General features: G+C 70.7%; 11 protein-coding genes and 2 tRNA genes. 12 read left to right on the plus strand and 1 reads right to left on the minus strand.

The genetic code is table 11. The features are described 5' to 3' along the window. The first annotated feature begins 191 nt into the window (after positions 1–191). From AB0O53_RS21795 to AB0O53_RS21825, 7 genes are all read left to right on the plus strand, one after another. On the plus strand, positions 192–677 hold the full coding sequence (locus tag AB0O53_RS21795) for a ribose-5-phosphate isomerase (protein ID WP_030036244.1): 486 nt from the start codon (positions 192–194) through the stop codon (positions 675–677). A gap of 80 nt (positions 678–757) precedes the next feature. Further along, the gene (locus tag AB0O53_RS21800) at positions 758–1,567 is read left to right on the plus strand and encodes an Fpg/Nei family DNA glycosylase (RefSeq protein ID WP_350995362.1); all 810 of its coding nucleotides are present in this window, start codon (positions 758–760) and stop codon (positions 1,565–1,567) included. Between the two features lie 209 nt (positions 1,568–1,776). After that, positions 1,777–2,919, plus strand: coding sequence for a SpoIIE family protein phosphatase (locus AB0O53_RS21805; RefSeq protein WP_350995364.1), 1,143 nt, complete (start codon positions 1,777–1,779; stop codon positions 2,917–2,919). 166 nt (positions 2,920–3,085) lie between these two features. After that, a complete protein-coding gene (locus AB0O53_RS21810) occupies positions 3,086–3,916 on the plus strand; it encodes an ABC transporter ATP-binding protein (RefSeq protein ID WP_365197551.1) in 831 nt (276 codons plus the stop codon). Between the two features lie 145 nt (positions 3,917–4,061). Beyond that, a complete protein-coding gene (locus AB0O53_RS21815) occupies positions 4,062–5,450 on the plus strand; it encodes a pyridoxal phosphate-dependent decarboxylase family protein (RefSeq protein WP_350995368.1) in 1,389 nt (462 codons plus the stop codon). Beyond that, entirely contained in the window at positions 5,447–5,902 is a 456-nt protein-coding gene (locus AB0O53_RS21820) for an HD domain-containing protein (RefSeq protein WP_350995370.1), read from the plus strand. Before AB0O53_RS21815 ends, AB0O53_RS21820 begins: the two co-directional genes overlap by 4 nt. A gap of 155 nt (positions 5,903–6,057) precedes the next feature. Further along, complete coding sequence (locus AB0O53_RS21825; protein WP_030026959.1) at positions 6,058–6,252, plus strand: membrane protein; 195 nt, start codon at positions 6,058–6,060, stop codon at positions 6,250–6,252. 219 nt (positions 6,253–6,471) lie between these two features. On the opposite strand, the gene AB0O53_RS21830 is transcribed toward AB0O53_RS21825, so the two are convergent. After that, positions 6,472–6,542: transfer RNA gene (locus tag AB0O53_RS21830), tRNA-Gly, on the minus strand. Between the two features lie 168 nt (positions 6,543–6,710). On the opposite strand from AB0O53_RS21830, the gene AB0O53_RS21835 reads away from it, so the two are divergent. The 5 genes from AB0O53_RS21835 to clpX all read left to right on the plus strand — a co-directional run bounded on the left by AB0O53_RS21835 (position 6,711) and on the right by clpX (position 11,412). Continuing rightward, positions 6,711–6,787, plus strand: a tRNA-Pro gene (locus AB0O53_RS21835). 152 nt (positions 6,788–6,939) lie between these two features. After that, positions 6,940–8,334, plus strand: coding sequence for a trigger factor (gene tig / locus AB0O53_RS21840; RefSeq protein ID WP_030840747.1), 1,395 nt, complete (start codon positions 6,940–6,942; stop codon positions 8,332–8,334). Between the two features lie 287 nt (positions 8,335–8,621). Further along, on the plus strand, positions 8,622–9,239 hold the full coding sequence (locus AB0O53_RS21845; RefSeq protein WP_266391368.1) for an ATP-dependent Clp protease proteolytic subunit: 618 nt from the start codon (positions 8,622–8,624) through the stop codon (positions 9,237–9,239). A 55-nt stretch (positions 9,240–9,294) separates the two neighbouring features. After that, positions 9,295–9,972 carry an ATP-dependent Clp protease proteolytic subunit gene (locus AB0O53_RS21850; protein WP_326477129.1) on the plus strand — a complete coding sequence of 226 codons (678 nt, stop codon included), beginning with the start codon at positions 9,295–9,297 and terminating at the stop codon, positions 9,970–9,972. A gap of 153 nt (positions 9,973–10,125) precedes the next feature. After that, positions 10,126–11,412, plus strand: coding sequence for an ATP-dependent Clp protease ATP-binding subunit ClpX (clpX, locus tag AB0O53_RS21855; RefSeq protein WP_030840753.1), 1,287 nt, complete (start codon positions 10,126–10,128; stop codon positions 11,410–11,412). The last annotated feature ends 108 nt before the right edge of the window (positions 11,413–11,520 follow it).

Genomic DNA, 11,520 nt, shown 5'->3' on the forward strand with positions numbered 1-11,520 from the left:
AGCCCCGGCATTCAAACCTGAGATGAACGCAGGACGGAAGACCTCAATCCGGATCGTTGCCTTCGGACGAACGTCCAGGACCAAGGTCCTGCCGTGTCCCATCTGCGTTCTTTGGGTTTACTTGAGCTTTAGAAGTGACTTACGCGACACCCACTGCGGGCCGTCGGGGCTCCTCGTGCCACACTCGTCCCATGCGCGTGTACCTCGGATCCGACCATGCCGGCTTTGAGCTCAAGAACCACCTCGTGGACTGGCTCAAGAACAACGGCCACGAGCCCGTCGACTGTGGCCCCCACATCTACGACGCCGTGGACGACTACCCGCCCTTCTGCCTCCGCGCCGCGGAGAAGACCGCCGCGGACGAGGGCAGCCTCGGCATCGTGATCGGCGGCTCCGGCAACGGGGAGCAGATCGCCGCGAACAAGGTCAAGGGCGTCCGCGCCATCCTGGCCTGGAGCGTCCAGACCGCCCAGCTCGGCCGTGAGCACAACAACGCCAACGTCATCTCCGTCGGCGGCCGCATGCACACGCAGGACGAGGCCGTCAGCTTCATCGAGGCCTTCCTGGCGACCCCGTACTCCGGCGAGGAGCGCCACACCCGCCGCATCGACATGCTCTCCGCCTACGAGCAGACCGGCGAGCTCCCCCCCATCCCGGCCCACCACCCGCAGGGCTGATCCCGCCTCCGGCCGTGCCACCCGCCGGGCGGGTGGCACGGCCGTCGTCTTCCCCACTCCCTTCCGCCGAGGAGCGCGCAGTGCCCGAGGGGCATACGATCCACCGCCTCGCCGAGGACCACCTGACCCGGTTCGCCGGACGGGAGGTGGCCGTCAGCAGCCCCCAGGGACGGTTCGCCGAGAGCGCGGCCCTCCTCGACGGCCGGATCCTCGACGGCGTCGACGCCCACGGCAAGCACCTCTTCCTCGGCTTCCGCGAGAACGGGTGGATCCACATCCACCTCGGACTCTTCGGCAAGTACGCGATCGGCCCCGCGCCCGCCCCGCCGGCCACCGACACCGTCCGGCTGCGCCTGGCCAACGACGCCTACTACTCCGACCTCCGCGGCCCGACCACCTGCGCGTGGATCACCGACGAGGAGAAGGCCGCGACAAGCGCCCGCCTCGGACCGGACCCTCTGCGCGACGGCGACGACCCCGACCGCGCCTGGACCCGCATCTCCCGCTCCCGCACCACCGTCGCCGCGCTGCTCATGGACCAGAAGATCGTCGCGGGCGTCGGGAACGTCTACCGCGCCGAGGTCCTCTTCCGGCACGGCATCGACCCGTACCGCCTGGGCAAGGACCTCACCCGCGCCGAATGGGACGCCATGTGGGAGGACCTGGCCGCCCTGATGCGCCAGGGCGTGCGCAACAACCGCATCGACACCGTCCGCGACGAGCACCTCCCCGAGGCCATGGGCCGGCCGCCGCGGGTGGACGACCACGGCGGCGAGGTGTACGTCTACCGGAGGGCGAACATGCCCTGCCACATCTGCGGGGGCGAGATCCGCACCGCCGGTCTCGCCGCCCGCAACCTCTTCTGGTGCCCCACCTGCCAGCAGAACTAGGACTCTCCCGGCGCACGGCTGTTCGTCAGGCCGCACCGGACATCCCGCCCATCGCCCGGCAATGCCTGCAATCCGCACATCCCCAGAGCCATGCGTCCATCCCTGCCATGGCATTCCATGACGCCCCGGGCGATTTCGGACACCCCCCGGCCCCGGGTGCGGGGGTACCCCTGCGCATTCACAGCCAGGATGGATAAGGTCCCGAAGCAATGGCCGGAGCACGCGTGGAGACCCTTCTGGCCCGGATGCGCATGCGGTCGCACCGGGGCCGCACCGCCCTGCGTAAATCCGCCGTCGACTACTTCCGCGGAGACGCCTCCGACTGGCTCGCCTTCATCGGGCTGCTGCTCACCGTCCCCGCCATAGCCTGCGGCACGATCATGCTGCCCGTGTGGTTCTCCCCGGCGGCGCTCGTCCTGCCGATCGTGGCCGGCGGCCTGCTGCTGCGCCCCGCCAGCCTCCTCGCCCTGTACGCCGCCTCCGCGACCGCCCTGATCGTCGAAGCCGTCGTGCTCGGTCCTTATACCCAGGGTCCGGCGCGCGTCACCCCCGGCACCGTGCTCGTCGTCGCCGCCTGCGGGTTCTTCGGCCTCGTCATCGCGCAGTTCCGCAGCCGCGTCGGCGTGCCCTGGCGGCGCGGCGGCACCATGCTCTTCGACCTGCGCGAACGCATCCGCGTCCAGAGCAAGCTGCCCGCCCTGCCCCGCGGCTGGCACCGGGAGATGGCCCTGCGCCCCGCCGGCGGCCAGTCCTTCTCCGGCGACTTCGTCGTCGCGGCCCGCACCAACGGCGGCCGGACCCTGGAGATCGTCCTGACCGACGTCTCCGGCAAGGGCATGGAGGCCGGCTCCAGAGCCCTGCTGCTGTCCGGGGCCTTCGGCGGCCTGCTCGGCGCCCTGCCACCGCACGGCTTCCTGCCCGCCGCCAACGGCTACCTGCTCCGCCAGGACTGGGACGAGGGCTTCGCCACCTCCATCCACCTCGTCCTGGACCTGGAGACCGGCGACTACGAACTCCTCTCGGCCGGCCACCTCCCCGCCCTCCAGCTCTGCGCGGGCACCGGCCGCTGGCAGGAGAAGTCCGGCGAGGGCCCGCTGCTCGGCGTCTACGACGGCGCCGAGTTCACCCCCGCCCGCGGCAACCTGCGCCGCGGCGACGTCCTGATGCTCTTCACCGACGGCCTCGTCGAGACCGCCGACCGCGAGATCAGCGAGGGCATCGACCGCCTCACCGGCGAAGCCGACCGCTACGTCTCCGCGGGCTGGGAGGGCGCGGCCTGGCACCTGATCGAGAAGGTCGCCAAGGACGTCAACGACGACCGGGCCCTGCTCCTCATCCGCCGCTCCCCCTGAGCACGGGCGGGGGCCCGACCGGGGTGGGGGCCCCGTCCGGGGTGGGGCCCCGGCCGGGGTGGGGCCTTCCCCACCCCGCCCACCCCGGGCCGCTCCATGGCCGCGGCCCCACCGTGATCCGTAGCGTCGCAGCCACGACCAGGACGGCGACGAGAGGCGGCACACCATGGGACTGCGACGGCGCGGGCGCCCGGACGAGAACACGGCGACGCAAGCCCGGACGGGGGAGCGGCACACCGTGCCGGCCGCCGTGGAACTGCGCGGCGTACGGCGCTCCTACGGACGCGGGGCGTCCGCCGTGCACGCGCTGCGCGGCATCGACCTGAGCCTCCCGCGCGGCAGCTTCACCGCCGTGATGGGCCCCTCGGGCTCCGGCAAGTCCACCTTCCTCCAGTGCGCGGCCGGCCTCGACCTGCCCACCGAGGGCTCCGTACGCCTCGGCGGCACCGAGATCACCGGCATGGACGAGAACGGGCTCACCGAGCTGCGCCGCAGCCGGCTCGGCTTCGTCTTCCAGTCCTTCAACCTGCTGCCCGCCCTCACCGTCGAGCAGAACGTGCTGCTGCCGCTGAGGCTCGCCGGCGGCCGCCCGGACCGGGCCCGCGCCGCGGACCTGCTCGCCCGCGTCGGCTTGGACGGGAAGGGAGGACGGCGCCCCGCCGAGCTCTCCGGCGGCCAGCAGCAGCGGGTGGCCGTCGCCCGCGCCCTCGTCACCCGGCCCGACGTGCTCTTCGCCGACGAACCCACCGGCGCCCTCGACACCACCACCGCCGCCGAGGTCCTCGGCCTGCTCCGCGACGCCGTCGACACCCTGGGCGCCACGATCGTCATGGTCACCCACGACCCGGCCGCCGCCGCCCACGCCGACCAGGTGCTCCTCCTCGCCGACGGCCTGATCGCGGACCGCCTCCCGCGCAGCTCCGCCGCGACCGTCGCCGCCCGCATGACCGCACTCGCCTCCGCGGCCCGCCGCGCTCCCGCGCCCGCGGCCGCCTGAGGGACGGCCCGGTCGAAGCGGGACCACGACGCCCCGGCCGGAGCGGCGCCGGATCGGGCGGGTGGCACGCCCGGGCCACTCGCCCGGGCCACTCGCCCGGGATTGGCACGCCCGCGCGGGCGCCCACCGGCCCTACCGTGCCCCCATGGACCGCACGCTCGCCGCCGACCTCGCCCGGCTCCCCGACCTGCTCGACGCCACCCGCCGCGCCGCCGCCGAAGCGCTCGCCACCCTGGACGAGCGCGCCGTCGTACCGCCCGCCCCGAAGCCGGGGGAGCCCGCACCGCTCCCCGTCCGGGGCACCGGCACGGACAGCGCCCTCGCCGCCTTCCGCGAGCGCTGGGAGCCGCGGCTCTCGGCCTCCGCCGGCCCCCGCTACCTCGGCTTCGTCACCGGCGGCGCCACCCCCGCCGCGCTCGCCGGGGACTGGCTCACCGCCGCCCACGACCAGAACTCCAACTCCTCCATGGACGGCGCCGGCCAGGACCTCGAACGCGAGACCGTGGGCTGGCTGCGCGAGCTGTTCGGCCTCTCCGACGCGCACACCGGCACCTTCGTCAGCGGCGCCACCATGTCCAACACCACCGGCCTCGCGATCGCCCGCGAATGGCTCGGCGAGCGCCTCGGCGTGTCCCCGGCCGAGGACGGCGCCGCGGCCCTCGGCCCGGTCCGCGTCGTCTCCGGCGCCCCGCACTCCTCCATCGCCAAGGCCCTCTCCTTCCTGGGCCTCGGCCGCAGCTCCCTCGTCCGCGTCCCGACCCTGCCCGGCCGGGAGGCCGTGGACCCCGCCGCCCTCGACCGGGCGCTGGCCGACACCCCGGGCCCGGCGGTGGTCGTCGCCAACGCGGGCACCGTCAACACCGTCGACTTCGACGACCTCACCGCCATCGCCGCACTCCGCCCGCGCCACGACTTCTGGCTGCACACCGACGCCGCCTTCGGCGCCTTCGCCGCGCTCTCCCCGGACCACGCCCACCTCACCGCGGGCCTCGACGCCTCCGACTCGGTCTGCGTCGACCTGCACAAGTGGCTCAACGTCCCCTACGACAGCGCCGTCCAGTTCACCCGCCGACGCGACCTGCAGGCCCGCGTCTTCCAGAACGCCGCCGCCTACCTCGGCCCCCTCGGCGAACACCCCGACCTCGTCCACCTCACTCCGGAGAACTCCCACCGGCTGCGCGCCCTCGCCGCCTGGTTCACGCTGAGCGCCTACGGCCGCCAGGGCCACCGCGAGATCGTCGAGCGCAACATCGCCGGCGCCCGGGCCCTCGGCGCCGCCCTGGAGGAGGACCCCGCCTTCACCCTCCTCGCCCCGGTCCGCCTCAACGTCGTCTGCTTCACCCTCGCCGACGCCCCCGACCCGGCCCGGCTGACCGCCCTGCGCGAGGCGGTGTCCGCCGAGGTGTTCGTCACGCCGACCGTCCACGAGGGAACCGCGGGGCTGCGCGCCGCGTTCTCCAACTGGCGTACGACGCAGGCAGATGTCCGCAGGGCCGCCCGGGCCCTGTGCACGGCAGCGAGGGAGATCGCATGACGGGCAGTCCCCTGACCCTCCTGGAGGTCGAGGCCCTGGCGCGCGGCGCGCACGAGGGCCAGACCGACAAGGCCGGCAGGCCGTACGCCGAGCACCTCGCGGCCGTCGCCGAAGGCGTGCGCGTGCGCGGCGGCAGCCCCGAACAGCAGGCAGCTGCCTGGCTGCACGACGCGATCGAGGACGAGGCGCTGAGCCTCACCTGGCTGGATTCCGCCGCTCTCCCGCAGTCCGTCAAGGAGATGGTCCTGGCCGTCACCAAGCGACCGGGCGAGCCGGTGGAGAGTTACGCGGCCCGCATCCTGGCCACCCCGGGCGCCCTCCTCGTCAAGGAAGCCGACCTCGCCCACAACGCCGACCCCGTACGCCTCGCGGTCCTTGACGCCCCCACCCGTGAACGGTTGTCCGCGAAGTACGCATACGTCCGTTCCCTCCTGGGTCTCACCGCCCCCTGAGCCCCCTCGCGCACGGCGGTTGGCGAAAACGGAACAGTGGCCTTTCGTCACGGGGCGTATGACTCCGGCCCGTTGGTGGGAGGATGGTCCATGTGGGGGCATTCTCGGCCGTGCGCCCCCGGCCGACCAGGGGACGACCGAAGGTGTGATCAGAAGTGGCCATTTCGCTGTCAGTGGTGGTTCTGTTGGGGGTCATCCTGGTGGTGCTGATCCGCGGCAACCACATCAAGACGGGCCCCGCCATCGTCGCGGCCCTCTTCGGCTTCTTCCTGGCGTCCAGCTCGATCGCGGACGACGTGAACCGTTTCCTCAACTCCCTCGCGACGATGATCGCGAACATCAAGCTCTGAGGCCCATCGGCAGGGCGCCACGGAGCTCCGGTCCCTCCTGTACGCGAGCCCGCCGCTCCGAGACGCGCCGGACGGTCACCGGGCAACCGGCGAACCGGGCGCCGGGCCGCTCCCGCGCCAGGTCTTTCCCCGGGCTCGACCGAGAGCGGTTCCGGGCCCGGGAACGACCGAAGGGCCAGGTCGAGGAGATGTCCTCTGACCTGGCCCTTCGGTACTCAGAGCGGGCGACGGGAATCGAACCCGCGTAGCTAGTTTGGAAGACTAGGGCTCTACCATTGAGCTACGCCCGCATTGCGTGCGCCGCAGGTCCGGGGACCCTGGCACGGACAGCATCCTAGCGGGTCGTTCCGGCGGATCGCACACCACATTCCGTGCCCGCGCCGCGGCCTGTCCGAAATGGCTCTGGAAACACCGCGCATCAGAGGGTCTCCGGGCATGTACCCTACGTGTCGCACCGACGGGGTGTGGCGCAGCTTGGTAGCGCGTCCGCTTTGGGAGCGGAAGGTCGTCGGTTCGAATCCGGCCACCCCGACCACCGCAAGATCGCGTTGTGGGCTGATTGCCGCTTGCGGCTACTATGCAAGCTGCGTGCCCGTGTGTCTGATGTACCGGGCCGAAGTCCGCTGAACCGCTGAATCGCAGCGAGACGGCAGATCCCCCAGCAGTCAGCCACAAGGAGACCGAACCGTGAAGAGCGCCGTTGAGACCCTGAACCCGACGCGGGTTCGGCTCACTGTTGAGGTGCCCTTCGAGGAGCTCAAGGACAGCCTCGACGCGGCGTACAAGAAGATCAACCAGCAGGTCACGGTGAAGGGCTTCCGCAAGGGCAAGATCCCGGCCCGCGTCATCGACCAGCGCTTCGGCCGCGGTGCGGTGCTGGAAGAGGCCGTCAACGACGCCCTCCCGAAGTTCTACACCGAGGCCGTCAACGAGGCCGACCTGAACCCGCTGGGCCAGCCCGAGGTCGACATCACCGAGCTGAAGGACGGCGAGCTGCTGGCCTTCACCGCCGAGGTCGACGTGCGTCCCGAGATCGAGATCCCGGACTACTCCGGCATCGAGGTCGAGGTCGACGCCATCGAGGTCTCCGACGAGGACGTCGAGAAGTCCGTCGAGCAGCTGCGCGGCCGCTTCGCGTCCACCAAGGACGTCGAGCGCGCCGCCGCCGAGGGTGACGTCGTCACCATCGACCTGGAGGCCAAGGTCGACGGCGAGGTGCTGCCCGACGGCGTCGCCTCCGACGTCTCCTACACCATCGGCTCGGGCGAGCTGCTCGAGGGCATCGACGAGGCCGTCACCGGCCTCGAGGCCGGCGGCGAGGCCACCTTCACCTCGCAGCTGAAGGGCGGCTCCGCCGAGGGCAAGGACGCCGAGGTCACCGTCAAGGTCACCAAGGTCTCCGCCAAGGAGCTCCCGGAGCTGGACGACGAGTTCGCCCAGATGGCGAGCGAGTTCGACACCCTCGAGGACCTCAAGGCCGACAGCCGCAAGCGCCTCGAGAACATGAAGCAGTACGACCAGGCCACGCAGGCCCAGGAGCGCGTCCTGGAGAAGCTGCTGGAGCTCGTCGAGGTGCCGATCCCCGAGAAGCTGCTCGAGGACGAGGTCAACACCCGCAAGCACAACCTGGAGCACCACCAGCTCGGCCAGATGGGCCTGGACCTGGCGAAGTACCTGGAGTTCCAGGGCAAGACGGTCGAGGAGTTCGACGCCGAGACCAAGGACCAGGCGATCAAGGGCATCAAGACCCAGTTCGTCCTGGACGCCCTGGTCAACAAGGAGAAGCTGGGCGTCAACCAGGAGGAGCTCACCGAGCACCTCATGCGCCGTGCGCAGTCCTCCGGCATGTCCCCCGACCAGTTCGCCCAGGCCGTCGTCGAGGGTGGCCAGGTCCCGATGCTGGTCGGCGAGGTCGCCCGCGGCAAGGCCCTCGCGGTCGTCGTCGAGGCCGCCAAGGTCGTCGACACCAACGGTGACGTCGTGGACCTCTCCGACGACGAGGACGAGGTCGAGACGGCCGCCGAGACCGTCGAGGCCGCCGTTGACGGCGACGACGAGGTCAAGGCCGACGAGGCCAAGTAACACTCCGGGCGAAGCCCGCTGAGCAGTGCCCCGAAGGGCCCGGACGCAGCCGCGTCCGGGCCCTTCTGCACGGCCGCGGCAAGGCTTCCGCGGGGCTCTGGGACCTTGCGCTCCGAGCGAACAGTTCGGGAAGCGGGATGGCGTTGTCCGACCTGCGCGTTAGGGTCCATGAATACGAGGGCACGTGAGTACCCGGGCGCCGGCGGACCCGTCCGCTCCGACTGGACCGCGCCCCAGAACGAGACGCTGAGACGGCACATGGCCGTCGGAGACGAGCAGGTGGATACGTGACGAATCTGAAGCCTTACGCCGCGGGTGAGCCGTCCATCGGTGGCGGCCTCGGCGACCATGTCTACAACCGGCTGCTCGGCGAGCGCATCATCTTCCTCGGCCAGCAGGTCGACGACGACATCGCCAACAAGATCACCGCGCAGCTCCTGCTCCTGGCCGCCGAGCCGGAGAAGGACATCTACCTCTACATCAACAGCCCCGGTGGCTCGGTGACGGCCGGCATGGCCGTCTACGACACCATGCAGTTCATCCCGAACGACGTCGTCACCATCGGTATGGGCATGGCGGCCTCGATGGGCCAGTTCCTGCTCACCGGCGGTGCCAAGGGCAAGCGCTTCGCCCTGCCGAACACCGACATCCTGATGCACCAGGGTTCCGCCGGCATCGGCGGCACCGCGTCGGACATCAAGATCCAGGCCCAGTACCTGCTGCGCACCAAGCAGCGGATGGCCGAGATCACCGCGTTCCACTCGGGCCAGACCGTCGAGGCGATCATCCGCGACGGTGACCGCGACCGCTGGTTCACCGCCGAGGAGGCCAAGGACTACGGCCTCATCGACGAGATCATCTCGGCCGCGTCCAGCGCGCCGGGCGGCGGCGGCACCGGGGCCTGATCCAGGCGCCCACCGTCAGTAACCGTCAGCCGACAGCCCGCAGAACGCCACCAGGATGGTGAACACCCAGATGCAGAACAACTTCTCCGCGAGCTCCGCGAGCGGCCTCTACACCGGCCCGCAGGTGGACAACCGCTACGTCATCCCGCGCTTCGTCGAGCGCACCTCGCAGGGCGTGCGCGAGTACGACCCGTACGCGAAGCTCTTCGAGGAGCGCGTGATCTTCCTCGGCGTGCAGATCGACGACGCCTCGGCCAACGACGTCATGGCGCAGCTGCTGTGCCTGGAGTCGATGGACCCGGACCGCGACATCTCGATCTACATCAACAGCCCCGGCGGCTCCTTCACCGCGCTGACGGCGATCTACGACACGATGCAGTTCGTGAAGCCGGACATCCAGACGGTCTGCATGGGCCAGGCGGCCTCCGCCGCCGCGGTCCTGCTCGCCGCCGGCACCCCCGGCAAGCGCATGGCCCTGCCGAACGCCCGCGTGCTGATCCACCAGCCCTCCGGCGGCACCGGCCGTGAGCAGCTCTCGGACCTGGAGATCGCGGCCAACGAGATCCTGCGCATGCGCGACCAGCTGGAGACCATGCTGGCCAAGCACTCGACGACGCCGATCGAGAAGATCCGCGACGACATCGAGCGCGACAAGATCCTGACGGCCGAGGACGCCCTCGCGTACGGCCTGATCGACCAGATCATCTCCACCCGCAAGAGCAACAAGCTCTGACCCTTGCCGCCAGTTGGCGCGGGCACACCACCGGATTCGGGGATGTGAACCACGTCAAGGGGGCCCCGCACGGGGCCCCCGGCAAGGTACCGTCGGATATGAGGCACCAGGAGCGCTGAACCAGGCGTCTCCCAGGCGAAGGGGAAGCACCTCGTGGCACGCATCGGTGACGGCGGCGATCTGCTCAAGTGCTCGTTCTGCGGAAAGAGCCAGAAGCAGGTGAAGAAGCTCATCGCAGGACCCGGTGTGTACATCTGCGACGAGTGCATCGACCTCTGCAACGAGATCATCGAAGAGGAGCTCGCGGAGACCTCCGAGGTCCGGTGGGAGGAACTCCCCAAGCCCCGTGAGATCTACGAGTTCCTGGAGAGCTACGTCGTCGGCCAGGAGCCGGCGAAGAAGGCGCTCTCCGTAGCGGTCTACAACCACTACAAGCGGGTCCAGGCCGGGGAGAACGGCGGCGCGCAGGGTCGCGAGGACGCGATCGAGCTCGCGAAGTCCAACATCCTGCTGCTGGGCCCGACGGGCTCCGGCAAGACGCTGCTCGCGCAGACGCTGGCCCGCATGCTGAACGTCCCGTTCGCCATCGCCGACGCGACGGCGCTGACGGAGGCCGGGTACGTCGGCGAGGACGTCGAGAACATCCTGCTCAAGCTGATCCAGGCAGCCGACTACGACGTCAAGAAGGCCGAGACCGGGATCATCTACATCGACGAGATCGACAAGGTCGCCCGCAAGAGCGAGAACCCGTCGATCACGCGCGACGTGAGCGGTGAGGGCGTGCAGCAGGCCCTGCTGAAGATCCTGGAGGGCACGACGGCGTCGGTGCCCCCGCAGGGCGGCCGCAAGCACCCGCACCAGGAGTTCATCCAGATCGACACGACGAACGTGCTCTTCATCGTGGGCGGCGCCTTCGCCGGCCTGGAGAAGATCATCGAGTCGCGCGCGGGCGCCAAGGGCATCGGCTTCGGGGCGACGATCCGCTCCAAGCGCGAGATCGAGGCCAGTGACCAGTTCCAGGAGGTCATGCCGGAGGACCTGGTGAAGTTCGGGATGATCCCCGAGTTCATCGGCCGTCTGCCCGTCATCACCTCGGTCCACAACCTGGACCGCGAGGCCCTGCTCCAGATCCTCATCGAGCCGCGCAACGCGCTGGTGAAGCAGTACCAGCGGCTGTTCGAACTCGACGGTGTCGAGCTGGACTTCGAGCGCGAGGCGCTGGAGGCCATCGCGGACCAGGCGATCCTCCGCCAGACGGGCGCGCGCGGCCTGCGCGCCATCATGGAGGAGGTCCTGATGTCGGTGATGTACGAGGTCCCGTCCCGCAAGGACGTGGCCCGCGTGGTCATCACCGCGGACGTGGTCCGCTCCAACGTCAACCCGACGCTGGTCCCGCGCATCGTCCCGAAGGACCAGGGCCCGCACGAGAAGTCGGCCTAGCCGCACGGCAGTACCCACGCCCACGGGGACACCGCGCTGACCGCCGACAGCGACGGGCCCGTCTCCTACGCCCCGGACGAGGTGCAGCGCCGCGCCACCGAGGCGGCC

This window comes from Streptomyces erythrochromogenes, from assembly GCF_040684695.1.
Lineage (GTDB): Bacteria > Actinomycetota > Actinomycetes > Streptomycetales > Streptomycetaceae > Streptomyces > Streptomyces erythrochromogenes_C.